Raw genomic sequence first — 25,883 nt, forward strand, 5'->3', positions numbered from 1 at the left:
TTTTTTTTTGTGGTTTACAAATTATATAAAAATATTTTTTTTTTTTAAAAAAAAATTTATTTAATATTTTTTGTTTTTGGGTTTTTGGCTTTTGGGCACAAGGGCCGTTCACCCCCAACAACGTACCTTGAGTTTATGACTTTTTTAAATGATTCACTAACGCAATTAATCCCAGCCAGTAACTTTGGGCACCAAAACCACTAATCTGTCCAATTGATACTGGCGCAATATAAGAATGATGGCGAAATTCTTCCCGTTTGTAAATGTTACTTAAATGAACCTCAACCGTTGGAATTGCTACGGCTGCGATCGCATCTCGAATCGCCACACTAGTATGCGTGTAAGCCCCAGCATTAATTAACAACCCTTGATGCTGCCCCATTGCAGCATGAATCGCATCAACCAACGCGCCTTCATGATTAGACTGCAAAGGCGAAATTTTCACCTGCAACGCTTCTGCTTCTCGTTCCAACAGCTGGTTAATTTCATCCAAAGTTACAGTCCCATAAACTCCTGGTTCACGTTTTCCCAGGAGATTCAGGTTGGGGCCGTGTAGTACCAATATACTAAGTTCTTGCAAATGTCTAGACTTTTGACTTTTATAAGGATTAACGACGACGATATGGTTCTTCTACTGGAATGGGAATCGGTTCCGGTTCTGGTTCTGCTTGGGGCCCTAGAACCAAATCCATGATTTTACGCGCCCATTCTTTCAATGTTTCCAGTAGTTCCTCTATTAAGTCCATTGAACCGATGACTCCTTCTATACTATATTTAGTCTTTGGCTCGATGCCAGGGAAGACACGGTGTTAACTGTGTATTTATCTGCTCAAAACCAGATAGCTTTCAGTATACAACTATACTAAATTCTGCTTACCTAAGAAAAAATAGGTAAATTCTGTTTTAAGCGGTTTCTTTCATGATAACCAATATTTCAATTAGATTAAGGTTTATTAATAATTTCTCAATTTGTGGACAAAAGTTGCCGTCGCAGGTGGTCGATCGCAGTACAAGCACTGATATGACGAATTAAAGCACGGTCTTGCAGGGAATTAAAGCGATGTTCAAAGCTCTGCACTAAATCATTTGGCCCTGCTAACCCAATATAAACTAGACCGACGGGCTTTGTTTCTGTTCCCCCACCTGGCCCTGCGATGCCAGTAATACTCAGTCCCCAAGTAGTGTTCAGGCGATCTCGCACACCCACAGCCATTTGTTTAGCTACGATATCACTCACCGCTCCCACTTGCGCCAAATCTTCTGCACTTACACCCAACAGCGAAATTTTCACTTGGTTATCGTAGGAAATCACACCGCCCATAAAATAAGCGGAACTGCCAGGAATATTAGTCAACATACTTCCCAAACCGCCACCAGTGCAGGATTCAGCCACAGAAAGAGTTTCCCCTTTTTCAATTAGCAACTTACCAACCACCGAAGCCAAAGAATCGTCATCAGCGCCAAAATAGTTTAAACCTGCAATTTGGCGAATTTCCGCCTCTACTGGTTGAATTAAGCGATCGGCTTCTTGGGCAGATGCCGCTTTTGCTGAAACTCGCAACTTTACCTCTCCCTTACTAGCATAAGGAGCAACGGTTGGGTTGGGCAGGTTGAGTAAATGATACACTTTTTCCGCCAAAGCAGATTCAGCAATTCCCCAAAATCTTAAATGACGACTGTAAATAATTTCCTTTCCCCAACCTTGACTTTTGAGAAAGGGTACAACCGTTTCTTGCCACATTTGCCGCATTTCCAAGGGCACGCCGGGAAAAGTGAAAATTGTTAGATTGGGGCGAGGTTGCCAAATCATACCGGGTGCGGTGCCCAAACGGTTAGGTAGAATATCTGCACCCTGGGGAATTAGGGCTTGCTTGCGGTTACTGGGGGTCATTTCTCGACCGCGACGGGCGTATTTTTGGGTAATATCGGCGATGATTTCCGGTTTTTCCTCTAAAGGACTGCCGAAAAAGTCTGCGATCGTTTCTGTAGTCAAATCATCAGGAGTTGGGCCCAAGCCGCCTGTGAAGATGAGGATTTGCGATCGATCGCTAGCAATAGCTATTACTTGTTTTAACCGTTCTGGATTATCTCCTACCACCGTTTGGTAGTAATGAGGAATTCCCAAATCAGCCAACTGCTGTGCCAAATACTGGGCATTCGTATTTAAAATATCTCCCAGCAATAACTCAGTTCCCACACAAATAATTTCCGCAGCCATGCTTTTTTCACCCCTCCTTCTTCATTCTGGCGACCTGTTGCCACACTTTCCCCGACGAATAAATTAGCAGCAACGTCGCACCTAGCGCATAAATTTTGCCAAAAGGTATACCAGCAAAAGCCAGCGCCAGACTACCAGCCCAAACAGTCAGAGAATAGATAAATACCACCGTCATCCGATGGGATAAACCGACTTCTAGTAACCGATGATGTAAATGGCGTTTATCAGGTTTAAACGGCGACTTACCTCGGCGCAAGCGATCGACAATTACCGCTGACATATCCAGAATCGGTACCGCCAAGATTAAATAAGGCAACACCACAGAAGTTACAGCCGTAGTTTTCACTAAGCCAATTACTCCTACGCCAGCCAGAGTAAAGCCCACAAAATAAGCCCCCCCATCACCCATAAAAATTTGGGCTGGGTTAAAGTTATAGCGCAAAAAGCCGATTAATCCGCCTGCGAGGGCAGCGGCAATTAATGCTGCGGCTGGTTGTCCCATAAATAGACACACAATCAACATTACCACTGCTGCAATTGCCGAAACGCCAGCCGCTAATCCATCTAACCCATCGATCCAATTGGTAGCATTGACCATGCCCACCAACCAAATCACAGTGATAATTAAACTAATCCAGGGAGGCAAATTCACCAAACCGATCAGGGGCATAGAGAGGAAAGCGATTTGAACACCAGCTTTCCAAGCTAAACTAGCCACAATTACTTCCACTAGCAGTCGGGTAAAAGCAGATAAACCAAATAAGTCATCTGCCAAACCGATCAGGAAGAAAGCTAGACCCCCAAGAGTGACTCCCCAAATTTCGTATTCTTCACTAGGAGGTAGGATTGCGCCTTTTGCATCTACAAAGCCTCCAGACCACCAAACGACTAGAAGCGCAGCTAGAGTACCAAGAAAGATGGAAACGCCACCTAAGCGTACCATCGGGCGTTGATGAACTTTACGTTTATCTGGTACGTCAAATAATCCGCTTTTCAGGCCAAATTTTTTGACAATTGGCGTAGTCCCGAGGACAACAAAAGCGGAGACTAGAAAGGCAATCAGATGGTACAAGTAAGGCATCTGAAATCAGTAGGAGTTCGACAAACAAGCGTCAGGCAGAGTCTACTACATTTCAGAGCTTCACGGTTCCAGGGATTTGTCCCCAAAGCAGAATTAGCGACCCTTTTCTGCTTTTAAACCATTGCTGGTACTGGAATCGAGAGGTGAGGGTACAAGGGGAAGCGATCGCATAACGATGCTACCCGCAAGCGACAATCCTGAGCGATTGCTTCATCTTCTGGATTTAGCAATCGATCGGCAATTATATCGGCAATTTCTGTAAATTCAGCAGTTCCCATTCCTCTTGTCGTCATTGCAGGTGAACCCAACCTTAAACCACTAGTAACAAAAGGTGATTCAGTATCAAACGGAACTGTATTTTTATTAGCAGTAATATTCACACCGCTGACTAATTGATCTGCACGTTTGCCAGTCATGCCGATCGATCTTAAATCCACCAACATCAAGTGGTTATCTGTCCCACCAGAAACAATCTTAAAGCCCCGATTCACTAATTGATTAGCCATCGCCTTGGCATTTTCAATTACCTGTCCCGAATATGTCTTAAATTCAGGTTTTAAAGCTTCCCCAAAAGCAACTGCTTTCGCCGAAATGACGTGCTCCAATGGTCCACCTTGAGTACCAGGAAACACAGATTTATCCAACTGTTTACCTAGTTCTGGGTCACGAGTCATAATTAAACCACCTCTAGGTCCGCGCAAAGTTTTGTGAGTCGTGGTGGTGACAACATCACAGTAAGGAATTGGGTTAGGATGATGTCCGGTAACTACCAATCCGGCAATGTGAGCAATATCTGCGACTAAATAAGCGCCCACTGCATCCGCAATTTCCCGGAATTTGTCAAATTCAATAATGCGCGGATAAGCCGAATAACCGCAAATAATTAATTTCGGACGATGTTGTTTAGCTAAGTCTAAAATTTGGTCATAGTCTAACTGCTCAGTTTCCCGACTTACGCCATAATGAGAAACTTTAAACCATTTTCCTGATACGTTGACTGGTGAACCATGAGTCAGGTGTCCCCCGTGAGACAAATCCATCCCCATAAATGCGTCACCAGGTTGCAGCAAAGACAGAAATACAGCAAAATTTGCTTGAGCGCCAGAATGGGGTTGAACGTTAGCATGAGCCGCACCAAACAGTTGTTTTGCTCGGTCAATGGCGATTTGCTCAATTTGGTCGATGTATTCACACCCACCGTAGTAACGCTTACCAGGTAAACCTTCGGCGTATTTATTAGTTAAAACTGAACCTTGCGCTGCTAACACAGCAGCCGAGGTAAAGTTTTCACTGGCAATTAATTCTAAGTGATCGCGTTGGCGCTGGAGTTCTTTCTGAATTAATTCTGCAACCAAGGGATCGGATTGAGCTAAAAATTCTAAGTTAGATTGTGCCACGAAGTAAATTCCCAGAAAATTTCCATTATGAATTCAATGCGTACTCGATCATAGCGCTGTTCGATCGGGACTAAGACAGGTTTAGGGAATTCTTTGGTAATTGGTAGTTGCCCCAGAACATCTAAATGTAGGGGTAATTCATGAATTACCCCTACATTTAGATTAGTTAAATTTATGCTGCGAGTTGTTAAGGTCTGTATGTTTCCACACTTTCTGGCAAAAAACTTGACATAAAATATATTCAGTGCAGATGGGGATCGCTGGAGTTGCCAAATGCTAGTTATTTTGATGGAAGATCAAGTTATTGCTTTGCAAACAGTCTGTCAAAGCTGTTTACTAGCCGATCGCAGTGGTCAACCTCGCTGGAGAGGCGATCACCTTTGTTGTGGTCAAGCAGTTCGCAAACTTTCGGAAAATCAACCCGATCAGTATCAGTGTCAAATGGGTTTTCGGGTGGCAAATATTCAATAGGGGTTAGGGGTTAGGGGTTAGGGAAGAGTACAACTGCACCTCTAGCTTTCTCGCAGGTAATCTCGGCGTTGATGTAGGTAACTGCGCTATCCTGAACTTATATGCACGTTTAGCGCAGGAGAATTCTCAGATGAGTTGGCGGGGTACTACAACGGTTGCCGATCGCATTTTTGCTAGCTTACCCTATCTTTTACCATTGATGGATGGTTTAAGTTTTAGTGGAGCTTTTTTTAGTCAATTTCCTAGCTTAAGAATACTTATTTTGCCACTGCTACCGCTGTTACAAATTTATGGAATAATCAACAGTTCTTTTTTTGGTTTCGGTTCACTAATTCTGTTTTTAGGATTGTATTTTTTGGTGGTGAGGAACGAAAAAGTACCTCATTTTATTCGGTTTAATACAATGCAGGCAATTCTGATTGGAATTGTGCTATCTCTGTGCGGTTTAATTCTTGGGTACATTTTAGCTCCTGTTTTAGGTACTACTTCCTTTGCGATGCAAACTCTTATGACCACAATCTTTTTAGGAGTTGTGGCAGCATTTTTCTACTCAGTAATCCAAACCCTGATGGGACGTTATGCTGAGATTCCAACAATTTCTGAAGCTGTTTATATGCAAGTCCGTTAGTTGTTTTTGTGGGTTTCAGAAACATTAATGGAATTGATTACAGGTCTTTGGATTACTGTATTAGTTAAGTAACCAATTCCTTCAATTTCGACACGGACGCGATCGCCTACTTGTAACGGCCCAATTCCCGCTGGAGTACCAGTTAAAACCACATCTCCAGGTAGTAAAGTCATGATTTGGGAAATGTAAGATACTAATCGATCGGGACTAAAAACCATTTCCTCCACAGAAGCCGATTGTACAGGCTGTGGATTATCGTTGACAAAGGTCTGCAACCGAGCACCAGGAGTCAATTCTCGCACAATCCAAGGGCCTAAAGGACAGAAGGTGTCAAATCCTTTGGCTCTTGTCCATTGATTGTCTCGCTTTTGTAAATCCCTTGCTGTTACGTCGTTAGCGATGGTGTAACCCCAGATTTTGGCTTGTGCTTGTTGTGGGGTGCAATCTATGGTGCGATCGCCAATAATTAAAGCTAACTCCCCTTCATAATCCATCCTTTGCGTTTGCGGTGGATACCAAATTTCTGTCTCCGCTGGAATAACCGCAGTTGACGGCTTCAGAAAAATCAAAGGTTCTTTCGGAACTTCTGACTCCATTTCCGCTGCGTGTTTCACATAATTTTTCCCCACAGCTACCACCTTTGAAGGCGCACAAGGAGCCAAAAGCTGATAACTGTCTGGATCTAACTGGGTATCAGTTGGTTGACCTTGTAACCAAGGTGGTGCATCTAGAACAATCACACTGCGGTTTAATTGTAATAACCCGTAGTAAATCTGTCCTTTGGAAGTTTGAACACGGACGTACCGTTTCGCCATAGTGATGATAGATATCCTCAGAAAGTCAAATTTCAAAAGCCATCAGGCAAAAATGGAAATCCTCAGAGTAATAGTTTTCTGATTCTCTTTGCCTTTTACTTTTGCTGTTGTGCAGAGTAACACCCAAACACACAACTATTGACTATTTTTTTACAACAATCTGAAGTGGATTTGAACAAAGTAGGGCTGAGCGCTTTCTTCAAGATCGGCGAACACAATACCCAAAGCTTGGCTCAGTACCATCATCAGCCAGTAGTTCAGATTTTGACACTGCTACGTCTCATTTTCCCAGCTAAGAGCCAAAATCTACAACTTTACCTTTAGGGAATTTTCTCCCCCATTTTACTTACCATCAATCACTCTAAAATTTTGTAACAAAAACTACATTTTTCTCTTTTTTTCCAAAATCTTAGGTTAGTCTACGGATAGATACATAGTTCGCTGCGATACATAATTAGGAATAAATACTTATGGTTTCCTCATCATTACGACCTCTAGAAGCTCCATCTCCTGCTCATATCTGTCCCTTTGACCAAGCTTGCAGTTACTTAGAACAAGCGGCAAAAGAGTTACATTTGGATCAAGGTTTACTGGAAGTGTTAAGTCATCCCCGCAAAGTAGTCACGGTTTCCATTCCTGTGAAGTTGGATAATGGTCGAGTGGAAGTGTTAGCAGGACATCGGGTGCAACACTGCGATGTTTTGGGGCCATACAAAGGCGGCACTCGTTACCATCCAGATGTCACATTGCGCGAAGTATCAGCTTTGGCGATGCTGATGACTTGGAAGTGTGCTTTAGTCGGTATTCCTTACGGTGGTGCAAAAGGCGGAATTGCGCTTGACCCCGCACGCTACAGTGTTGGGGAATTGGAGCGTATTACTCGGCGTTATACTAGCGAGTTAATTAAAGATATTGGCCCTGCTATTGACATTCCTGCGCCGGACGTTGGTACATCTGCGAGGGAAATGGCGTGGATGATGGACACTTACTCAATGAATGTAGGTCATGCTGTACCTGGAGTAGTCACTGGTAAACCTATTTCCATTGGTGGTTCTAGAGGACGGGAAATGGCAACCGGACGGGGTGTAATGATTATTGTCCGGGAAGCAATGGCGGAACGGGGGAGAAGCTTGGCGGGTGCAACAGTAGTTATTCAGGGTTTTGGTAATGTTGGTGGTGCGGCGGCGGTGTTGCTGCATGAAGAGGGTGCGAAAGTAATTGCTGTTTCCGATGCTACTGGGGGAGTTTTCGATCGTGAAGGTTTGGATATTCCAGCTTTAAAAGCTTATTCTTTGCAAAATCATCGCAGTGTAGTTGGTTTTCCGGGTGCAAAAGCGGTTACTAATGCTGAATTATTAGCCTTACCTTGCGATGTGTTAATTCCCGCAGCTTTGGAAAATCAAATTACTGAAGATAATGTCGATGAAGTGCAAGCAGAAATTGTGGTAGAAGCTGCTAATGGCCCTGTTACTTTAGTAGCCGATCGAGCTTTAGAAAATCGTGGTGTAACTGTGCTCCCAGATATTTTAGCTAATGCTGGCGGTGTGGTAGTTAGTTATTTGGAATGGGTACAAGGACTTTCTTACGTTTTTTGGGATGAAGAAAGGGTGAACAAAGAAATGGAAAATTTGATGGTTCATGCTTACCATCAAGTTATTCGAGAGTCGAAGATGCGGCAAGTTCCGCTGCGAGTTGCGGCTTATACTTTGGGTGTGGGTCGTGTGGCTCAAGCTTTGGCAGATAGGGGTTTGTATCCTTAAAATTCTTGGTTTTTTGAGTTTTAAATTCAGGTGAATGAGCTTTTGCGATCGCACTTTTTTGTGTGGAAGGTGCGATCGTTTTTTCTTCTCAAACTCTTTCTTCTCTTTCTTCTCTTTCTTCGCGTGCTTTGCGCCCTTTGCGGTTAAAAAAATCTTAAATATCTTCTCTTGGTCTTAATTCTAATTTTCACATTTAAGGCAAGTCAAAATACATTATGTTATTCATCACTAGGGAAGGAAAGAGAAAAAGGGGCGATCGTTCTTTACTTCCTTCCGTTTTTGCTGTATCATTTAAATAATCGAAATATTTGCCAAATAAATCTTGCCAAATAATTCTTCCTCGTCCAAATCATCATAGCATAAAAAAATCAACCTAGTCAATAGGTTTACCTATTATTTTTGCGAATAAGAGAGACTAATTTTAGGTTTGTTGATATGCGGTTAAAAATTCCTCTCGCGAAATACCTGATTGGGTACAAATAGATCTAAGTGTTGAGCCTTTAATTTGGGAATGATTCGGCATAGTTAATGGCGTACTTGTTGCATCAGGATTTTGTCGCACCATCACAATATGTTCCCGTTCTCGCAGAATCACAAAGCCGAGTAATTCCAATGTCCGAATAACTTTAGCTTTGGGAACATCCACAGGAAATTTATCCATTAGATAGCTACCTCTGTTTCTGCAACAAAAGCCTCAATAACGGGAGATTCTTCTGCAAGAACTGAGTTGCCAAATATTTCGATATGGCAGCGGATAGCAGATTTAACATCAGCTAAAGCTTCTTCGTAGGTGTCGCCTTCTCCAACTACCACTCCTTTAATGCCAAGGGGATAAGCGATGTAGCCATCCTCATGTTTTTCAACAATGATTTTGATTTGTCTGATCACGATAAATTTCCTGAATTAATAATTTCCCATAATTCAAATATTATAAATATAGACGAGAATGTTAGTATCGAGCAAAATTTTACCTTTCATAGAGATCTTCCCGTCGCCAATCTCTTCCTCCCGGTAGGGTATTGCGGTTTTTGATGCTGTTAATAAATTCTTTCTCTGCTTCCATTTGCAGCTAAATTTGTTTGCGACACTGGAATCGAAGTGATATGCACATCGATCGCTTGACGAATAATTTCTGCTTCGCTTATTCTGGTTTTTTTGGCGATCTCTTTCAGTTGCTTTTCAAAGATGAGGTTCAATGTAAATTTGCTTGCGTATTTTAGCAGACATAAATTTGCTTTCTGCGTCGGCTAATTCCAGTTTACCTTCGGCTGTGATTTAGGCTGGAAATTCGTAGGCTTTCATATTTTTATTTTTCTGGTTTAGTTTTGCGTTTTTAAATTAATTGTCTATCTGCGACATCCGGTACATCATCTGCTGCTAATTTGGCTATCTTACTCCCGCTGCCAAATTTTGATTGTTGTGTCAGCACTACCACTAACGAGAATCTGTGCATCCGGGCTAAATGCAATAGTAGCGACTATTGAGGGTTTTGCCAATCATTGTTGATGGGATTTGTCTTGGGGGTGGGTTGTTTGAAAGGCTGATTTTTTGGGTTGAAAATTTAGTATATATGAGCGCATATTTTCCCACATATACATAATATGATAAAGAGATAAAAATTGCAAGTGCGATCGCCCAAAAATGCTTTAGCGCTGAAGCGCAACAACGTACAAAAGAGCGATCGCACTTTCTCGAAAAAATGCGATCGCTCTTTTCAAATTCGCCTACAATTATTCAGCGTGTTGACGATACCAATCGATCGTCTTTTTCAACCCTTCACGGAAATCTGTTTGCGCTTCAAAACCAAAAGATTGCTTCGCCCGTTCCACATCTAAACAACGGCGTGGTTGACCGTTTGGTTTGTCAGTTTGCCAGACAATTTCGCCTTGAAATCCCATTAATTCACAGATTAATTCTACGAGGTCACGAATGGTAATTTCATAACCAGTTCCCAGGTTTACGGGGTCAGGTTCGTTAAAGAATTGCGTTCCCATAACAATACCTTGTGCCGCATCTTCGGAGTAGAGAAATTCCCGGCTAGGGCTACCATCACCCCAAACTGGTAATTCTTTATCTCCCCGTTGTTGGGCTTCGTAAACTTTGCGAACTAAAGCTGGAATTACGTGGGAACTTACCGGATCAAAATTATCTTCAGGGCCGTACAAATTCACAGGTAATAAGTAAATACCGTTAAACCCATACTGTTGCCGATAAGACTGAAGTTGCACTAATAAAGCTTTTTTGGCAATGCCATAAGGTGCATTAGTTTCTTCAGGATAACCATTCCAAATGTCGTCTTCTTTGAATGGTACGGGGGTGAATTTAGGGTAAGCACAAATTGTGCCGACACAGACAAATTTTTGGACTCCAGCTTGATAGGCGGCATGAATTAATTGCGTACCCATCATTAAATTGTCATAAAACAATTCGGCTGGTTTAATTAGATTTAAACCAATCCCGCCAACGTGCGCGGCTAGGTGAATAACGATATCTTGTTGATCGACTGCTCTTTGACAAGCTTCTAGCGATCGCAAATCGTAATCACGAGATCTTGGCACTGTAATCTTTTGTGGATCTGCACCAGCTTGTGTTAATTTTTGCACCACTTGGCGGCCTAAAAAGCCTGCCCCGCCAGTGACCAAAATCCGCTTATCTTTCAAATCTAATTCTGTCATAATGTTGACCTCTGCTGTCGGGGCTGAAAATGCTTACTCAATCATCGCAACTGCATCTTGGCGAACGGTAGCGATATCTGGTGCTGCTTTATGTGAATGACCGTTTGGTAATTCCAAACCTAAAGCTTGCAAATCTGCTTCTACCATTATCTCTACCAATTCTGGGAAAGTTACGGAAGGTTCCCAACCTAATTTTTGTTTAGCTTTAGTAGGATCGCCAATCAGGATATCTACTTCCGCAGGACGCAGATAACGTTCATCAAATTCTACATATTTCTGCCAATCTAAATTGACAAAGCCAAATGCTAAATCTAAAAACTCTTTGATTGAGTGAGTTTCTCCAGTAGCAATTACATAATCATCTGGTTGGTCTTGTTGCAACATCAACCACATAGCTCTGACATAATCTTTAGCGTAGCCCCAGTCCCGTTTAGAGTCGAGATTACCTAAGTAGATTTTCTTTTGTTTTCCAGCTACAATGCGTGCGATCGCCCGTGTAATTTTGCGTGTTACAAAGGTTTCACCACGACGGGGACTTTCATGGTTAAACAAAATTCCATTACAAGCAAACAAACCGTAAGATTCACGATAGTTCACAGTTTGCCAGTGACCATACACTTTAGCGCAAGCATAAGGGCTTCTGGGATAAAAAGGCGTAGTTTCTTTTTGGGGAATTTCCTGTACTTTACCAAACATTTCCGAAGAACCAGCTTGATAAAAGCGAACTTGAATCCCTGTCCGATGTTGGTAGTCCCGAATCGCTTCTAGCAGGCGCAAGGTTCCCATTGCCACGCTGTCAACTGTATACTCAGGAGAGTCAAAGCTGACGCGGACGTGGGATTGTGCTCCCAAGTTAAAAATTTCTACTGGCTGGACTTCTTCTAAAATGCGGCGTAGGGTCACGCCATCAGTTAAGTCGCCGTAGTGCAGAAATAACCGCGCTGACTCATTGTGTGGATCTACATAGATATGATCGATGCGATCGGTGTTAAACGTGGAAGTCCGGCGAATGACTCCGTGAACTTCATAACCCTGTTCCAGTAAGAATTCACTTAAATAAGAACCATCTTGACCAGTAATACCAGTGAGTAGCGCCCGCTTTCTGTTAGTCATCTTCTTTATTTCCTTGAACTTTATCTGATGGTTTTTCACTCCTTCACTTAAGTTAACCCAAACTCTGTGAGCAGATTAACAAGTCTATGTGTAAAATTTGCAAATTTTTTGCAAATTCCTTAAATTTTCATAGATTAGCCATTAAGCTTCAGAGCTTTTACGTAAAAATGGGTGAAAAATAATTACTTATTCTACCCCTACTTACAGGTAAACTTGAGCGAAGGGGAAAAAAGAATATTTTAACCTTTCCCCTTTCACTTTTAAGCTAGCCTCTACGGTCGAACAAAGCTCAACTAATTTTTCAGTAAGCACCGTTATTTGTAGGAAACAGCACTACACCAATGGTTTTGAAAATCACCCATAAATCTAACAGAAGATTGCGGTTATTGACATAGTAAACATCAATTTTGACTCGGCGATCGTAAGGAATATCATTCCGTCCAGAAACTTGCCAAATCCCTGTAATTCCTGGTTTTATAGTCAATACCTTATCGATATATCTCCCATACATAAACAGTTCATCAGGTACTAGCGGTCTTGGCCCGACGACACTCATTTCTCCTTTTAAAACATTCAAGAATTGCGGAAATTCATCTAAACTGGTGACTCGCAAAAATTTACCAATCCAGGTAATTCTTGGGTCATTTTTTAGTTTGAAATTATCTGCATACTCTTGGCGAAGTTCTGGGTGTCTGGCTAACATATCTTGCAAAACTTCATCGGCATTAGTAACCATAGTGCGAAATTTTATACACTTAAAAGGTCGGTGATTTTTACCAATGCGTGTCTGAAGATAAAAAATTGGCCCCGGGGAAATGATGGCTATCAACAAAGCCAAAAGCAGGTAGACGGGCGCAAACAAAATCAATACGGCGAGAGAAAAAACAATATCAAAGCTGCGCTGGGCAAGATCCCGAGAGAAAATCTTTACAGATAGATTTCGGTTTTCGCCTTCGAGCCGGAGTGGCTGGAAACTAAGCTTCCTCAACCCCCGAAATAATCTGGGGGAGACAAAAGGGCTTTCGGCAGTCATTGTACTCCTTACACTACTTCACACCACACACAGTCCACATCATAAAGCTAAGACTAGGAAATGGGAAATAGGGGGCAGGGGGGCAGGGGGGCAGGGGGGCAGGGGGGCAGGGGGGCAGGGGAGCAGAGGGGCAGAGGGGCAGGGGGGCAGGGGGGCAAGAAAACTCTGTAGGGGCAATTCATGAATTGCCCCTACAAAACTCAAAACTTTCTTGGAGCCTTTTGCCTTCGGCTACAACAACGATCGACATATCCCAAATAACGCTGTTTAAAGATGTCTGGGGAGAAGTTAGCGGCTTGATCTCGCGCTACTTCGGGATTAAACTTGCCTTCATAAGCAATAAAGGTCTTAACTGCGTCTATTATTGCTGTGACTGATTGTTCGGCAAACAAGATCCCAGTTCCGGTATCAGGATGTTGGCGAATATCTCGCACTGTTTCGGAAGTACCTCCTGTGCCAAAAGCAATAACTGGTGTACCGCAAGCTTGCGCTTCTACGGGAGCAATGCCAAAATCCTCGAATGCAGCGTATACAAAGGCTTTAGCATTAGCCAGATACTTTTCTACTACCTCATCTGGCTGAAAACCCAAAATTTGGACATTAGGCTGGGCTAGTTGGCGCATTTTTGGCAATTGGGGCCCGGTACCAATTACGATTAACGGTAGTCCTAGCTGATTGAAGGCTTGAATAATTAAACTGACTTTTTTGTAACTAACTAGGCGGGAGACTATCAAATAATAATCTTCTTTTTTGGTTTGGTAGGAGAAGCGATCGATATTTACAGGCGGATAAATCACTTCTGCTTTCCGGCGATAATAACGCCAAATTCGGCTGGCTGTATGCTGTGAATTAGCAATAAAGTAATCTACTCGATTTGCCGCAAGAACATCCCACTGGCGTAGTCTATGCAGCAAATAGCGTGTCATCATTCCTGGAATACCTTGCCCCATAAAGCTGTTAGCTAGGTAATCAAAAGTTAAATCCCAAGCAAAACGCATTGTGGCGTGACAGTAGCAAATATGTAATTGTTGGGGAGTGGTGATTACTCCTTTAGCGACGGTGTGGGAAGAAGAAAGAATAATATCGTAGTTTCTTAGGTCTAATTGTTCGATCGCCAAAGGTAAAAAAGGCAAATATTTCTGTACCCCATTTCTCGCCAACGGGAAATTTTGTAAAAAAGTCTTACCTATAGAACGCCCAAATAAATAACTTTCTGGATTTGTCGATTCAAAATCAATTAAGGCATAAAGATCGGCATCAATATACTTCAAAATTTCTTTAACAACTAGCTCTGAACCCCCAGTAGCTTTGGGTGTCAACCATTCATGGACAAGGGCATAAGTTAAGTTGTTAGTCATTTTAAGTAATAGTTTTGAATTTTGAGTTTTGAGTTTTGAGTTAACTTAAAACTTAGAACTCATAACTCCGAAAGCGGGGGATAGTGATAACAAGAAATAGATGAGCAGAGAGAATCTGTTCATCTATTTAGAGTTTTATTGATAAATTCGGGCACCCGAAACCAGGGCTAAAGAAAAATGTATCCAGTAATCGGTTACGGAGCAATTCTTCCACAGCCAGATCGTCGAACCAACAAGTCCTTAGAGCGATGTAATAACCGACTCCTTACGGAGTCGGGAGCAAATTAAGGATTTGTGGTTTGTGCAGCCAAACGCTGCTTGAGTTCTTCCAATGCGGAAGCCCAGCGTGGATCGGGTTGGACAGCATCATTGTTAGAACTATAAGTCTGCGTATTGCCGCCGCCAGAGGGACGACGCGACTTTTTATTCTTACGTTTACCTTCACCAGAACCACCACCAGCATTATTGGTATTTGGTCTGGGAGTGCTGCTAACTGTTGGTTGTTGTTGGGGTGCTGCGTCCTCGTCACTTTGACCTTTGGTGCGAGGTAGTGCCTTTTCGATTTTTAAAGCACTGTCTTTAAACACAAAACCGTTAAACTTGCCAATGATTTCATCGGCTTGTTCATCATTTTGGACGGTGACGAAACCAAAACCGCGACATTTTCCAGTTTTCCGGTCTTTAATGACTTTGGTAGAAATATTGCTACCAGCTTCAGCAAAAACGGCTTGTAATTCTTGGCGATCGATTTCTTCTTTCGGCAAATTGCCTACATACAGACGAATTGACATATTAAAAATCCCTCCAGACTTTGGTTCAAACAAACTTGCTTGTCAGCGCTCCTATATTGCTGGTTGAGGAGAAACTGGATTGACAAATGCTCACACAAAACTACTTCTGTGTTTCTCTGGCCAATTACCATTAAATAGCTCACCACGTCAAAAAACGCTTGGTTTCCCATTCGGTGCCCAAAATTTTACACCTAACTTTGCAGCATAGAAGTCTACATCACACATCTGATGATCGGATGTTTGGCTCGGATGTTGCTTTTCTAAGATGTTAACGCCATTCATTAAGGTATCACGACCAACGATCACTAACCAGTTCTGTGGATAGATTTCCGCTCTAATTTTGGATCTCCCACAGGTGAAACGCAGTTACCCAGAACTCTCATCCTTTTAATAGGCACTGTTTCAAATTGTACCTGCATCTTGGGCTATGTGCTTAAAATGTAGCAAACAAAAACCAGCCTATGCTTATCGGCTGGTTCAGCTTGCTGTGTTGGGAGGAGGAAATCCTGATACCAAGGCTTTCAAGCAATGTCAAACTAATCAATAGGACTACTTGAGTCAAGTCTTTGGTTTAGAAGTTCCTGTAAATAAATGTAACTTTTTTTTTCGGGTTTCGCAACTTTTCTTTACAATTCCTCCTAACCGCCTTGATAAATTATGTAAGCACCCCAGAGGGCAGCTGCTAATGCCAGAATAAAAGACCAGGTTGGGTGGCTGCTGTAAATGGTTGTGCCTGTTTGGGTGCGTAAAGTTCTCACATCTAGCCAAGGGGTAGCGCCACGATGGAACCAACCTGTAATGGTGACGTTACGGTTTACCATTTCGCTAGGACGCGGTTGAGAGAATAGGTTTCCTAAAGGGCCAAACCAAGAGAAGTGATGTAATTTAATTAAGCCTGTGGCAGTTTGTAAAATTAGGTCTTGACACAGCCAGTTACTTACGCCGTAGTGACCTAAAAGTTTTCCTTCCCAGGTAATTGGTTGTGTATCAATTGGCAGTGTGGCAGGGTTAGTTAAGAGTTGAGGTAGGCTGGGAGATTGTTTTTGGGATGGGGTTTTGCGATCGGGAAAAAAAGCATTAAGTCGGAATAAAATGCCTAAACTAATGCCTATTAAAAGACAACCATAAATTAGTGACCAATCTCCCCACATCCAGTCTAGTAATACTTGCTTTAGTTTGAGTCGATTACTGATTCCGCCAATTAGCCAAAGTGTACCGCCCAAAGCTAAACCTAAAAAGATTCCCAAATAAGGTAATCCTTGTAGTAAAAGCTGAAAAACTTTGCCTCTTGGTGCAGGTTCATTAGGAAAGTTTAGCTCAGTTTCTAGCTTCCAGTATTGAGCATAACGATTTAAGATTCGCAACCTTTCTCCTAAGAGAAGATGGGAGTTATTAATTGTTAGCCAACGTCGATAAGGATTGAGGTAATCCCAAGTTAAAATGGGTTCTAAGGGAGTCAGCGGATACAGACTACCAAAAGTCATTGCTTGCTGAGTTCCGACGATGTTTAATGGGGAAAAACTTTCTAATAAATAGCTAGTTTCTCTTTGTTTTTGAATGTTTTCGGCAATGCCAATGCAGATTTTTAGTAAGGCGCGAGTGAGGGCGTTGGGATTTCCGGTAATTTCGCAGGCTAGCCGATCGCTAAAGTTAATTCTAGCTCTAGACAGCCACAAAATAGGCCAGCGAAAACACCAATATAACCCGTAAGCTAAAGCTGCGATCGCACCACCAATAAACCGCACTATCCCATTCTCACTATCCTCAGCAGATTGACTGAATTGATAATAGACAACGTAAGGTAATAAACTAACTAAAACTCCCCAAGACATTAAGGCAAAATCCCAGTAAACAAGATGCCCTAATTGAGTCGCATAAATAACAGCTATTTCGTCATCTGTTAGTTGTTCGAGTAATCCCTGACTGACAACGATTCGCGCATTGATTCGGGAATTTCCGTAAGTAAAAACTAAGGGGGTACTATCAGGTAAAACAAACAATTGGGGTATGCCTAATTTTCTTTCTCGACAAATCCGTTGCATTACTCTGGATGCTTCTGGACTTGTTTCACCAATACTTGTTAAAGGTAATGGTTCTAAACCGCCGAGCGATTTTAGCAGTATATCAATCAGCCAAGGAGTTCCTACAATTAGACCTATAATAATAATAACTGTGATGGGTGTAACATAGCGAAGCGGGCCATAAGGATCGCTTTCATCAAGGTAATAAACCCTTAGTTTCAGGAAAATATCATTAATTTTGCCGAGCAGGAATGAAGCGGTATTACTGATTACCCAAAATAAGGGAATGGTGATGGCGATCGCGCTAAGTACCTGCACTCCCCAAAGCTGCGTTATATCGAATCTAAAACCAATATTTACTGGCAATTTCTGCCATTTTTTTGCTCTTCCTGCTAGTTTCCATTCTGGTTGATAAGGAGGAACATTTACTTCTTCTTGCTGATTGGAATTGACTGATTGACGATCGCGAATCTCACTTTTAGCAACAGGATTTACAGGAGTTTTTTGTGGTTTATTTGGCTGTACCGCAGATTCTCTAGTTGGTGATGATTCTGATTTTTGACTTGGTTCAATTGGTGTAAAACCAGTCGAAGGATTTGCAGGGGACTTAGGAGTTGGATTTGGTAAATTTGCAGATATTCTTTGTGTTGAAGGAGGCGGTAATTGATCTAAAGGAACAAAACCGCTGTTAGAATTTTGCGGAATTGACGGAGTTTTTGGTTTGATTTGTTGGGGGTAATTTTCCTGAAGATAATCCAACATTTTTACCGCCCAGTCTTGTACTTTTGAGTTAGTACTTTCACTTAATTGCTGTGTTAAATTAAATGCTTTTTCTACTTCATTCACACCTTCGTAAGCAGCCACCAAACCCATCTGTGCTTTCAGGAGAATGATTTCATTGAGTTCATTTTGGCAGACGCTTTCTAAATGGGCGATCGCAGATAGATAATCTTTTTGTTTTAAAGCCGTTAATCCAGCTTCTAAAGGAGATTCAGGAACAGATGCCATAGTTTAACTTTACTCGTTTACCCGGCTTTTCCCAAGATACCCAGATTTTAGCCTTTAGCTATCAGTTAAGCAGATATAGTTAGAAAAAGAAACATTCAAATGGCTTTTGGCAGAAAGCACTGTTGTAGAGACGTTTCATGAAACGTCTCTACAATCTTCTTTGTAAATGTTTAGTGACATTTTTTACATCAATACTGCTGCTTTCTGTCCTTTTGCGTCATAATGATTCCGGTTCTTGTCCGGCAACTACTGGCGCAGTGTTATTTAATTTTAGTGAGGGATGATCGCCAATTACTTGTTGTAAATTCCACTCATTTTTAAACAAAAGTACGGGTCTTCCCCAGCTATCTTTCACGGTGATTGTATTAAATAAACGCCCGACTTTTTCTAAGGCTTCCCAACCACCTGCTACCCAACGAGCTAGATTATAAGGTAAATAATCTAGGGTAGTTTCTACGCCATATTCATTTAACAATCGGAATTGCACAACTTCTAATTGTAATTGACCGACTGCGGCTAAAATTGGGTCGCGTTTTGCTTCATCAACGGAGTACATAATTTGGACTGCGCCTTCTTCCCGCAGTTCGGAAACTCCTTTGCGGAATTGTTTAAATTTAGAAGGGTTGGGATTTCTTAAATAAGCGAATAATTCGGGAGAAAAACAAGGAATACCTTCGTATTCTAATTTCTGACCTGTGTAGATGGTATCACCGATCGCAAACACGCCCGGATTATTCAAACCGATCACATCTCCAGGGTATGCTTCTTCAATAGATTCTCTATCTTGGGCAAATAATTTTTGTGGTCGAGAAAGGCGTACAGTTTTTCCACTACGCGCATGATTTACGACCATATCTTTTTCAAATTTTCCGGTACAAACCCGGACAAAAGCAACTCTATCCCGGTGTTTCGGGTCCATATTAGCTTGTAGCTTAAACACGAATCCCGAAAACTCTGGATAAGTTGGCGGAATTTCCCCGTTAGTGCTATTACGAGAACCAGGTTTTAAAGCATATTGCAAAAAGTTATTTAAAAACAGTTCTACGCCAAAATTAGTCATGGCACTGCCAAAAAATATGGGTGTCATTTGACCTGCGTGAACAGCCTCTAAATCCAAGTCTAGACCTAATTCTTGGAGAACTTCTATATCTTCTTTTAGTTGATAGTAAAGGTCTTTTTCTAATAAATCCTCAATTCTAGGATCGCCCAAATTTACGATCGTATCTTTGGCTTCTTTGCTACCATGTGCTGTACGTTCAAACAGGTGGATTTGTTGTTTTTGTCTGTCGAATACGCCTTTAAAGCGATCGCCCATTCCTATAGGCCAGTTTACCGCATAAGTTTGTAAACCTAATTCTTTTTCAATTTCATCAAGTAATTCTAAAGGTTCTCTTCCCGGACGGTCTAACTTATTGACAAAGGTAAAAATAGGTAAACTTCGCATCCGACAAACTTCAAAAAGTTTCCGTGTTTGCGGCTCCAAACCTTTAGCAGCATCGATTAACATTACAGCATTATCGGCAGCAGCTAAAGTCCGATAGGTATCTTCACTAAAATCTTGGTGTCCGGGTGTATCCAACAAATTAATTTGACAATCGTGATAAGCAAACTGCAACACCGTCGAAGTGATGGAAATACCCCGTTGTTGTTCCATCTCCATCCAGTCAGAAGTCGCCTTCCGTTGTGCCCGACGCGCTTTCACTGCACCTGCTTCGTGAATCGCACCTCCGTAAAGTAACAGTTTTTCTGTTAGAGTGGTTTTACCTGCGTCTGGGTGAGAGATAATCGCAAAGTTGCGACGCTGTTCGACAGCTGTTTGGAGTTCTGGTTGAAGTTCTGTTGTCATGCTGGCTGGTGGTCAGAAATTACAGTTGGGCAAACCTTAAGTTTAGCAAATTATCATGACTAGGATAGCGAGATAATCAAAAATATTCTGGTTTATTGCTGACAACTAGGATGGTTGAGATCCCGCAAAATTGGTACGGTAATTTCTTCTGTCAAGCTGTTTAATGGATATGATAACTTCAAATTAAGCTTAGACCTGACTAGATCAGGGGGTACTTAAATGTACGATAAAACATACGACATGGACAAACGCAAGTTACTTTCTGCATTGTCTCATGGTTCAATTTTCTTCAGCCTTTTAGGGATTTCTATTGGTATCCCGATCGCAATTTTATTTGTATCGGATGACCCAGTTGTAAAAGATAATGCTAAAGAAGCTCTGAATTTTCACCTGAATGTTTGGCTTTATGGCATCATCTTTGGGGTTCTGACTTTGATTTTAATCGGTTTCCTGCTGTTAGGCATTCTACAAATTGTCAACGTGGTAGTGCCAATTTTAGCCATTCTTCATTGCCTGAGTAATACTGAACAACCCTACCGTTATCCGTTTATTTTCCGTTTATTGTAGAATGGGACTGGGGACTGGGGACTGGGGACTGGGGTAGGGGCGATTCATGAATCGCCCCTACGACTTTTTTGTGATAAAATAACCCTACGGCTTAGTAGCGGTAGGGCTTTCAGGACAGTTAAACGCTTATCTTCTAGTGTCTGTAAATTCTGGGCTGGGGAAAGCGTGGTTTGTGACGATTTATCTAGTGTCTGTTGCGATCGCTAATCTAGAATTTTACTGTCCAGGCTGTCTAGATCCTCCAGATCCCCGACTTCTTCTGTGAAGTCGGGGATCTGGAGGATCTAGATTTAGCCTACAGGGATAAAGCAATATTTGGTGCAATCCACCCTAGTAGAAAGCCAGATAGAGAAACAACAGATAAACTAAAAAAAGCTTGCCAGTCTTTAAACCCAATCATTGCCATATCTAGTCTAGCTCGCAGGGCGCTGGCAACCAGAAGAACCATATAAGCAACAAAATTAATCCAAATTATTAATACTGATATAAAAAAAGCTAAGCAAATTAATGCGATAAAAGCTCTTGTGTCAGATTGAAAAGTCAAAGATAAAATTTTTCTCAAGTTGGAAAGGGGCGCAGCGAGAGTTTCAGCTAACAGTAGAATTAAAGCTCCCGTTAAGATCAGCACCCACCATTTACATTTAAAAGAAAATGTTACCCCAAATAATTCGCCATTACATAAACCCCATCGAATGGTGTTTGTATACAGCGCCCAACCTAAAATCATGTAGGTGAAAAAGAGCAGTAATAGGGATAGCACAGGAGAAGTTTTGACCTTCTGCATATAATATAGAGTCTTCCCGCCGAGTTGAACAAAGGCTAGCTCTGGAGCGGGACATTGCCGCAATACCATTGTCCCGCGAAAATGGCAAGCTGTAGCCCTGACCTCTCTAATTTCCTTCAGCTTTCTGGCACTAGTTGCAGAAACTCATAATCTTATGAGTAAATTTTAGTAAACATTTGTAAACTATTAAGAAGCGCTTTCCGAGTGTCACCTATCTAGAGGAGTCTTTATGAAGCAACTTGTTATAGTCGAGCGCTTTTGTCTGGCTGGACATATTTTATCGATGATTTTTGGATGGGCAGGGCTGCTGTACGTTTTACCGCGTCCAGAACTGATTGCTAGTTTACCAGATGCAGGACAAGCCGTTTTTGGGTTGAGTATGGCTTGGGGTGGGGTGGTTAACATCATTCTGGGAGCGATCGCAGTATCTATATATGCTTATCGTACCTGGGGAGTTTGGCCTACTTTAAGCTTTATGTTTCCGGCAATGCTGATTTCTGTAAGCAGTGAATTGTTAGGAACCAGTACCGGATTTCCTTTTGGTGATTATCATTACCTGAACGGGTTGGGGTATAAAATTGCTGGTTTAGTGCCGTTTACGATTCCGATTTCTTGGTTTTACATGGGGATTGTTTGTTATGCGATCGCTCGTGCTGGAATCAGATTAGCAGAAAACCCCAACTGGATACGTCAAATTGGTGCGATCGCTATTGGTGCTTTATTATTCACCTCTTGGGATTTTGCCCTAGAACCAGCGATGAGTCAAACGATCGTACCTTTCTGGTATTGGGAACAAGCTGGAGCATTCTTTGGTACACCTTACCAAAACTATGCCGGATGGTATGGAACTAGCTTTTTGTTCATGAGCGTAGCCGCAATTTTCTGGAACTTCAAGTTTGGCGCAGGAAAGCAAAACTTAACTAGCAACTTCACTAAAAATCAACTAGTTTTCCCCTTAGCTATTTATGTGAGCAACTTCGGTTATGCTGCCGTGTTAAGCTTGGGTTCTGGTTTTGGGATTCCAGTTTTACTGGGCGTATTGGTAGGCGTGATTCCCACATTGGCACTTTATCAGTTAGCACCTAACGGCAAAGCTTTAATTGCTACTGAAGAATCAGCTACCATTAAAACCGAAATTCCAGTGGCGGCGGTAAAAGTAGGAATCAAGTGAATCAAGATTTGTCGATCGTGGCGGGTGCTGTTTGTTTTGCGTTGTTACTGTTACAAGTACCAGCAACATTTATTCTGCTTTCCCGCCTTTTTAAAGGGCCATTTCGTCAACCTCCCCTTTCCCCACTTTCGCCGACACCGGATCAGGTCGGCGCAGTCAGTGTGGTAGTTCCCACCCTCAACGAAGCAAAGCGTATTTCTCCCTGTTTAGCTGGGTTAAGTCGTCAAAGTTACGAAGTGAGAGAAATTATTGTTGTCGATAGTTACTCTCAGGATGCTACCCCTGATTTAGTCAAAGAAATTCAGAAAAAAGACCCTAGATTTCGGTTAATTAATGACGATCCTTTACCCGAAGATTGGGTAGGTAGACCTTGGGCTTTACACAATGGTTTTCTGTACAGTTCAGAGCAAAGTGATTGGATTTTAGGCATTGACGCGGATACTCAACCTCAACCAGGATTAGTAGCAAGTTTAGTCAAAACTGCCGAAGCGCAAGGTTATGATTTAGTCTCTCTTTCTCCCCAGTTTATTCTGCAATATCCGGGGGAGTGGTGGCTACAACCTGCGCTTTTAATGACTTTATTGTACAGATTCGATCCAGCAGGAACGAATAATCAAAGCCCAGAAAGGGTAATGGCAAATGGGCAATGTTTTTTGTGTAAGCGATCGGTTTTAGCTGCTTTGGGCGGTTACACTAGCGCCCGAAGTTCTTTTTGTGATGATGTAACTTTAGCCCGTTATGCTGCTGTTCAAGGTTATAAAGTCGGCTTTTTAGATGGGGCGAAAGTTATTAAAGTCCGAATGTATGAAGGGATGGCGCAAACTTGGACAGAATGGGGCAGAAGTTTAGATTTAAAAGATGCTGCTTCTTTTACACAAATATTGGGTGATTTATGGCTGTTGTTGAGTGTGCAAGCTTTGCCTTTATTAATAGTTTTCACCTATTTGTTAATTTCTCCCTTTTTCTCCTTTTCTGCTTTTCCCTTGGTGCTGTTGTTGCGGTTGAATTTATTTTTGTTAGCGATTAGGTTTGCTTTGTTGTTTGCGATCGCGCCATCTTACGATCGTACAAATAGCAAATCTAATTGGACTTTTTGGCTTTCCCCCCTAGCAGATCCCTTAGCCTTTTTGCGAATTTTACTATCCTCACTGTATACGCCTACCCAATGGCGCGGAAGAAGTTATGCCAAAATGCAGAAGGCATAGGGATAGGGGAGATGGGGAAGTTTATTAACTCAAAACTTAAAACTCAAAACTCAAAACTCTCCCTACTTAGATCTTGCACCAGTCCCAAAGTCCGCCTGCGAATCAATTCGCAGGCTAATAGCGAAAGTCCTCTAAAGAGGACTGAAAACTAGGATTTAATCAAGCTCTTAGCCCGGAAATTGATTTCTGGGCGGGCTAGAATCGCAGGTGTAAGATCTCAGTCACCTCCCCACCTCCTCGTCCCCAGTCCCCTTTCTAATTACTTTGGCTATTATGTGGAACAATCCTTCAGTTGTATACGGACTTTTGGGCAGTTTAGGTGCTGGTTTAGCAACAACAATTGGCGCATTGCCCATTTTTTTTATTAAGCGAGTTACTGAGAAAGTTCAAGGAGTAATGTTAGGATTTGGGGCAGGAGTAATGTTAGCTGCTACCTCTTTTTCTTTGATTATTCCTGGGATTGAAGCTGCTACTTCTGCAACGGGAAATAATGTGACTGCTGCTTTAATTGTGGCGATCGGAATTTTATTAGGTGGGGCTTTTTTATGGTTTACTCATCGCAATTTTCCCCACGAACACTTTATTAAAGGTTCTGAAGGAAATCAGCCGAGTAATTTAGCGCGAGTTTGGTTGTTTATTTTGGCGATCGCACTTCACAACTTCCCCGAAGGTTTAGCCGTAGGAGTAGGTTTTGCTAGCGGCGAAGTCAGTCAAGGATTAACTTTAGCAGCGGGAATTGGTTTACAAAATATCCCCGAAGGTATGGTAGTTGCTTTATCTTTAATTGCGGAAAGATACTCAAAATTATATGCTTTATGGATTGTATTACTTACTGGTTTAGTGGAACCTTTTGGCGGTTTAATTGGTGCTGGTGTAGTTTCTTTAGCTAAACCTTTAATTCCTTGGGGACTGTCTTTTGCTGCGGGTGCAATGTTATTTGTAATTAGTGATGAAATTATTCCTGAATCTCACCGTTTGGGTTATGAAAAACAGGGAACGATCGGGTTAATGTTAGGTTTTGTGTTAATGATGCTTTTAGATGTGGTTTTGGGGTGAAAAATAATTTTTTTACCACCAAGATACGAAGGAAGAAGAAGGGATTTTCACTATTGATTTCTGTTTAATAATTTATTACCGTGATGATAAATTTTTGAAAAATTCCGCATATTCAGGTGAGTTTAATCCTTCTTGTAACACTGTTAAAACTGTTGCCATATTCCCTGATAATAATTCATTGACTGCTAACCAAAGTCCCGGAAATACCTGACTTTTTATTACACCATTTTCATCAGGTTGCAATAATATATAGTTACCGTTTTCTAACTGAAACCAATCTAATTTTTGCTCGAAAACTTGCCAAACTAAATATTCTCGTACTCCATTTCGCTGATAAGCTTGCTTTTTATCATGTAAATCATAAGACGCACTACTAGCAGCAATTTCTACTATTAATTCTGGCGCACCTTCGATATAATCATCATCTGTAACGCGAGAATTTCCACCTATTTCAATTCGCAGAAAAGCATCAGGTTGAGGTTCATTATTTTCATCTAATCTAACCGTACTATTGTCAAACAAACTAACACCGGAGGTTGCTGCTTCATAAACACCCAACCATGTAATAATTCTGCCATGTGGTTGACCGTGACTCTTGGCGCGAACAGCTGCTGCCATGTAAACTACTCCTTCAATCAGTTCAGCTTTTTTAATGTGAGAAGATGCGGCATATCTGCGTTCAAACTCATCGCGGGAAAGGCGATCGCCTCCTTCCAAAGGCGGAACAATTAGCTTTTGAGTCACAGCCATTTTTGATGTCTCCTTTTGCTGACTGATTTTATTTTAAGGTATTCAAAAAAGTACGTTGTTGGGGGTAAGACAAGAAAGGAGGGGAATAGAAACAAAAAAAACAAAAAAATAATTTAATTAAAAAAAAAAAAAAAA

At 41.8% G+C, this 25,883-nt stretch carries 27 protein-coding genes; 7 read left to right on the plus strand and 20 right to left on the minus strand.

Going from position 1 to position 25,883, the window contains the following annotated elements; genetic code table 11:
• Nucleotides 1-133: 133 nt before the first annotated feature.
• The 5 genes from aroQ to glyA form a co-directional block, all read right to left on the minus strand.
• Nucleotides 134-580: a type II 3-dehydroquinate dehydratase gene (gene aroQ, locus ACE1CC_RS02700; protein ID WP_413268934.1), complete on the minus strand. Its 447-nt coding sequence runs from the start codon at nt 578-580 to the stop codon at nt 134-136.
• Nucleotides 581-608: 28 nt separating this feature from the next.
• Entirely contained in the window at nt 609-746 is a 138-nt protein-coding gene (locus ACE1CC_RS02705) for a hypothetical protein (protein ID WP_413266907.1), read from the minus strand.
• A gap of 218 nt (nt 747-964) precedes the next feature.
• On the minus strand, nt 965-2,218 hold the full coding sequence (locus ACE1CC_RS02710; protein ID WP_413268935.1) for a competence/damage-inducible protein A: 1,254 nt from the start codon (nt 2,216-2,218) through the stop codon (nt 965-967).
• A 7-nt stretch (nt 2,219-2,225) separates the two neighbouring features.
• A complete protein-coding gene (locus tag ACE1CC_RS02715; RefSeq protein WP_413268936.1) occupies nt 2,226-3,299 on the minus strand; it encodes a glycosyltransferase family 4 protein in 1,074 nt (357 codons plus the stop codon).
• A gap of 113 nt (nt 3,300-3,412) precedes the next feature.
• Nucleotides 3,413-4,696 (minus strand): serine hydroxymethyltransferase, encoded by a 1,284-nt coding sequence (glyA, locus tag ACE1CC_RS02720; protein ID WP_413268937.1) that lies wholly within the window; start codon nt 4,694-4,696, stop codon nt 3,413-3,415.
• Nucleotides 4,697-4,969: 273 nt separating this feature from the next.
• On the opposite strand from glyA, the gene ACE1CC_RS02725 reads away from it, so the two are divergent.
• Together ACE1CC_RS02725 and ACE1CC_RS02730 are read left to right on the plus strand one after the other, a co-directional pair.
• A complete protein-coding gene (locus tag ACE1CC_RS02725) occupies nt 4,970-5,167 on the plus strand; it encodes a hypothetical protein (RefSeq protein ID WP_413268938.1) in 198 nt (65 codons plus the stop codon).
• A 130-nt stretch (nt 5,168-5,297) separates the two neighbouring features.
• Nucleotides 5,298-5,795 (plus strand): Tic20 family protein, encoded by a 498-nt coding sequence (locus tag ACE1CC_RS02730; RefSeq protein WP_413268939.1) that lies wholly within the window; start codon nt 5,298-5,300, stop codon nt 5,793-5,795.
• Here the strand turns inward: ACE1CC_RS02730 and ACE1CC_RS02735 are convergent.
• Nucleotides 5,792-6,610 carry a fumarylacetoacetate hydrolase family protein gene (locus ACE1CC_RS02735; protein WP_413268940.1) on the minus strand — a complete coding sequence of 273 codons (819 nt, stop codon included), beginning with the start codon at nt 6,608-6,610 and terminating at the stop codon, nt 5,792-5,794. The two genes, ACE1CC_RS02730 and ACE1CC_RS02735, sit on opposite strands and share 4 nt — an antisense overlap.
• Nucleotides 6,611-7,080: 470 nt before the next feature.
• Here ACE1CC_RS02735 and ACE1CC_RS02740 point away from each other — a divergent pair, with 470 nt between their 5' ends.
• Nucleotides 7,081-8,370, plus strand: a complete 1,290-nt coding sequence (locus ACE1CC_RS02740) for a Glu/Leu/Phe/Val family dehydrogenase (RefSeq protein WP_413268941.1) — start codon at nt 7,081-7,083, stop codon at nt 8,368-8,370.
• A gap of 421 nt (nt 8,371-8,791) precedes the next feature.
• Here ACE1CC_RS02740 and ACE1CC_RS02745 read toward each other — a convergent pair whose 3' ends face one another.
• From ACE1CC_RS02745 to prfC, 12 genes are all read right to left on the minus strand, one after another.
• Nucleotides 8,792-9,031, minus strand: coding sequence for a type II toxin-antitoxin system HicA family toxin (locus ACE1CC_RS02745; RefSeq protein WP_413268942.1), 240 nt, complete (start codon nt 9,029-9,031; stop codon nt 8,792-8,794).
• Nucleotides 9,031-9,255 (minus strand): type II toxin-antitoxin system HicB family antitoxin, encoded by a 225-nt coding sequence (locus ACE1CC_RS02750; RefSeq protein WP_459563787.1) that lies wholly within the window; start codon nt 9,253-9,255, stop codon nt 9,031-9,033. Before ACE1CC_RS02750 ends, ACE1CC_RS02745 begins: the two co-directional genes overlap by 1 nt.
• Nucleotides 9,256-9,407: 152 nt before the next feature.
• On the minus strand, nt 9,408-9,566 hold the full coding sequence (locus ACE1CC_RS02755; RefSeq protein ID WP_413268944.1) for a ribbon-helix-helix domain-containing protein: 159 nt from the start codon (nt 9,564-9,566) through the stop codon (nt 9,408-9,410).
• A gap of 195 nt (nt 9,567-9,761) precedes the next feature.
• Entirely contained in the window at nt 9,762-9,866 is a 105-nt protein-coding gene (locus ACE1CC_RS02760) for a hypothetical protein (protein WP_413268945.1), read from the minus strand.
• Between the two features lie 234 nt (nt 9,867-10,100).
• Nucleotides 10,101-11,045, minus strand: coding sequence for a GDP-L-fucose synthase family protein (locus ACE1CC_RS02765; RefSeq protein WP_413268946.1), 945 nt, complete (start codon nt 11,043-11,045; stop codon nt 10,101-10,103).
• A gap of 33 nt (nt 11,046-11,078) precedes the next feature.
• Entirely contained in the window at nt 11,079-12,158 is a 1,080-nt protein-coding gene (gene gmd, locus ACE1CC_RS02770; protein WP_413268947.1) for a GDP-mannose 4,6-dehydratase, read from the minus strand.
• Between the two features lie 301 nt (nt 12,159-12,459).
• Nucleotides 12,460-13,191, minus strand: a complete 732-nt coding sequence (locus tag ACE1CC_RS02775) for an undecaprenyl-phosphate galactose phosphotransferase family protein (protein WP_413268948.1) — start codon at nt 13,189-13,191, stop codon at nt 12,460-12,462.
• A 200-nt stretch (nt 13,192-13,391) separates the two neighbouring features.
• Nucleotides 13,392-14,549, minus strand: coding sequence for a glycosyltransferase (locus ACE1CC_RS02780; RefSeq protein ID WP_413268949.1), 1,158 nt, complete (start codon nt 14,547-14,549; stop codon nt 13,392-13,394).
• A gap of 284 nt (nt 14,550-14,833) precedes the next feature.
• Nucleotides 14,834-15,340: an RNA recognition motif domain-containing protein gene (locus ACE1CC_RS02785; protein ID WP_413268950.1), complete on the minus strand. Its 507-nt coding sequence runs from the start codon at nt 15,338-15,340 to the stop codon at nt 14,834-14,836.
• Nucleotides 15,341-15,487: 147 nt separating this feature from the next.
• On the minus strand, nt 15,488-15,646 hold the full coding sequence (locus ACE1CC_RS02790) for a hypothetical protein (protein ID WP_413268951.1): 159 nt from the start codon (nt 15,644-15,646) through the stop codon (nt 15,488-15,490).
• 332 nt (nt 15,647-15,978) lie between these two features.
• Entirely contained in the window at nt 15,979-18,369 is a 2,391-nt protein-coding gene (locus ACE1CC_RS02795) for a M48 family metalloprotease (protein ID WP_413268952.1), read from the minus strand.
• A 217-nt stretch (nt 18,370-18,586) separates the two neighbouring features.
• Entirely contained in the window at nt 18,587-20,215 is a 1,629-nt protein-coding gene (gene prfC, locus ACE1CC_RS02800; protein ID WP_413268953.1) for a peptide chain release factor 3, read from the minus strand.
• A 219-nt stretch (nt 20,216-20,434) separates the two neighbouring features.
• On the opposite strand from prfC, the gene ACE1CC_RS02805 reads away from it, so the two are divergent.
• Nucleotides 20,435-20,782 carry a DUF4870 domain-containing protein gene (locus tag ACE1CC_RS02805; RefSeq protein WP_413268954.1) on the plus strand — a complete coding sequence of 116 codons (348 nt, stop codon included), beginning with the start codon at nt 20,435-20,437 and terminating at the stop codon, nt 20,780-20,782.
• A 295-nt stretch (nt 20,783-21,077) separates the two neighbouring features.
• On the opposite strand, the gene ACE1CC_RS02810 is transcribed toward ACE1CC_RS02805, so the two are convergent.
• Nucleotides 21,078-21,566 carry a hypothetical protein gene (locus ACE1CC_RS02810; RefSeq protein ID WP_413268955.1) on the minus strand — a complete coding sequence of 163 codons (489 nt, stop codon included), beginning with the start codon at nt 21,564-21,566 and terminating at the stop codon, nt 21,078-21,080.
• Between the two features lie 229 nt (nt 21,567-21,795).
• Between ACE1CC_RS02810 and cruF the strand changes: the two genes are divergently transcribed.
• The 3 genes from cruF (at nt 21,796) to ACE1CC_RS02825 (ending at nt 24,998) form a co-directional block, all read left to right on the plus strand.
• Nucleotides 21,796-22,737: a gamma-carotene 1'-hydroxylase CruF gene (gene cruF / locus ACE1CC_RS02815; RefSeq protein ID WP_413268956.1), complete on the plus strand. Its 942-nt coding sequence runs from the start codon at nt 21,796-21,798 to the stop codon at nt 22,735-22,737.
• Nucleotides 22,734-23,942: a 2'-O-glycosyltransferase CruG gene (gene cruG / locus ACE1CC_RS02820; protein WP_413268957.1), complete on the plus strand. Its 1,209-nt coding sequence runs from the start codon at nt 22,734-22,736 to the stop codon at nt 23,940-23,942. The genes cruF and cruG overlap by 4 nt, the downstream gene beginning before the upstream one ends.
• Before the next feature lie 273 nt (nt 23,943-24,215).
• Nucleotides 24,216-24,998, plus strand: a complete 783-nt coding sequence (locus ACE1CC_RS02825) for a ZIP family metal transporter (protein ID WP_413268958.1) — start codon at nt 24,216-24,218, stop codon at nt 24,996-24,998.
• Between the two features lie 75 nt (nt 24,999-25,073).
• On the opposite strand, the gene ACE1CC_RS02830 is transcribed toward ACE1CC_RS02825, so the two are convergent.
• Entirely contained in the window at nt 25,074-25,748 is a 675-nt protein-coding gene (locus ACE1CC_RS02830; protein ID WP_413268959.1) for a Uma2 family endonuclease, read from the minus strand.
• Nucleotides 25,749-25,883: the final 135 nt, after the last annotated feature.

Origin of the sequence: Floridaenema aerugineum BLCC-F46 (genome assembly GCF_041929345.1) — a bacterium.
Lineage (GTDB): Bacteria > Cyanobacteriota > Cyanobacteriia > Cyanobacteriales > Aerosakkonemataceae > Floridanema > Floridanema aerugineum.

Bases quoted from the DNA above. Each gene is read 5' to 3' on its own strand.
- ACE1CC_RS02705 (WP_413266907.1), bottom strand. From the start codon at position 746: ATGGACTTAATAGAGGAACTACTGGAAACATTGAAAGAATGGGCGCGT.
- ACE1CC_RS02710 (WP_413268935.1), bottom strand. From the start codon at position 2,218: ATGGCTGCGGAAATTATTTGTGTGGGAACTGAGTTATTGCTGGGAGAT.
- ACE1CC_RS02715 (WP_413268936.1), bottom strand. From the start codon at position 3,299: ATGCCTTACTTGTACCATCTGATTGCCTTTCTAGTCTCCGCTTTTGTT.
- ACE1CC_RS02725 (WP_413268938.1), top strand. From the start codon at position 4,970: ATGCTAGTTATTTTGATGGAAGATCAAGTTATTGCTTTGCAAACAGTC.
- ACE1CC_RS02730 (WP_413268939.1), top strand. From the start codon at position 5,298: ATGAGTTGGCGGGGTACTACAACGGTTGCCGATCGCATTTTTGCTAGC.
- ACE1CC_RS02735 (WP_413268940.1), bottom strand. From the start codon at position 6,610: ATGGCGAAACGGTACGTCCGTGTTCAAACTTCCAAAGGACAGATTTAC.
- ACE1CC_RS02740 (WP_413268941.1), top strand. From the start codon at position 7,081: ATGGTTTCCTCATCATTACGACCTCTAGAAGCTCCATCTCCTGCTCAT.
- ACE1CC_RS02745 (WP_413268942.1), bottom strand. From the start codon at position 9,031: ATGGATAAATTTCCTGTGGATGTTCCCAAAGCTAAAGTTATTCGGACA.
- ACE1CC_RS02765 (WP_413268946.1), bottom strand. From the start codon at position 11,045: ATGACAGAATTAGATTTGAAAGATAAGCGGATTTTGGTCACTGGCGGG.
- gmd (WP_413268947.1), bottom strand. From the start codon at position 12,158: ATGACTAACAGAAAGCGGGCGCTACTCACTGGTATTACTGGTCAAGAT.
- ACE1CC_RS02775 (WP_413268948.1), bottom strand. From the start codon at position 13,191: ATGACTGCCGAAAGCCCTTTTGTCTCCCCCAGATTATTTCGGGGGTTG.
- ACE1CC_RS02780 (WP_413268949.1), bottom strand. From the start codon at position 14,549: ATGACTAACAACTTAACTTATGCCCTTGTCCATGAATGGTTGACACCC.
- ACE1CC_RS02785 (WP_413268950.1), bottom strand. From the start codon at position 15,340: ATGTCAATTCGTCTGTATGTAGGCAATTTGCCGAAAGAAGAAATCGAT.
- ACE1CC_RS02795 (WP_413268952.1), bottom strand. From the start codon at position 18,369: ATGGCATCTGTTCCTGAATCTCCTTTAGAAGCTGGATTAACGGCTTTA.
- prfC (WP_413268953.1), bottom strand. From the start codon at position 20,215: ATGACAACAGAACTTCAACCAGAACTCCAAACAGCTGTCGAACAGCGT.
- ACE1CC_RS02805 (WP_413268954.1), top strand. From the start codon at position 20,435: ATGTACGATAAAACATACGACATGGACAAACGCAAGTTACTTTCTGCA.
- ACE1CC_RS02810 (WP_413268955.1), bottom strand. From the start codon at position 21,566: ATGCAGAAGGTCAAAACTTCTCCTGTGCTATCCCTATTACTGCTCTTT.
- cruF (WP_413268956.1), top strand. From the start codon at position 21,796: ATGAAGCAACTTGTTATAGTCGAGCGCTTTTGTCTGGCTGGACATATT.
- ACE1CC_RS02825 (WP_413268958.1), top strand. From the start codon at position 24,216: ATGTGGAACAATCCTTCAGTTGTATACGGACTTTTGGGCAGTTTAGGT.
- ACE1CC_RS02830 (WP_413268959.1), bottom strand. From the start codon at position 25,748: ATGGCTGTGACTCAAAAGCTAATTGTTCCGCCTTTGGAAGGAGGCGAT.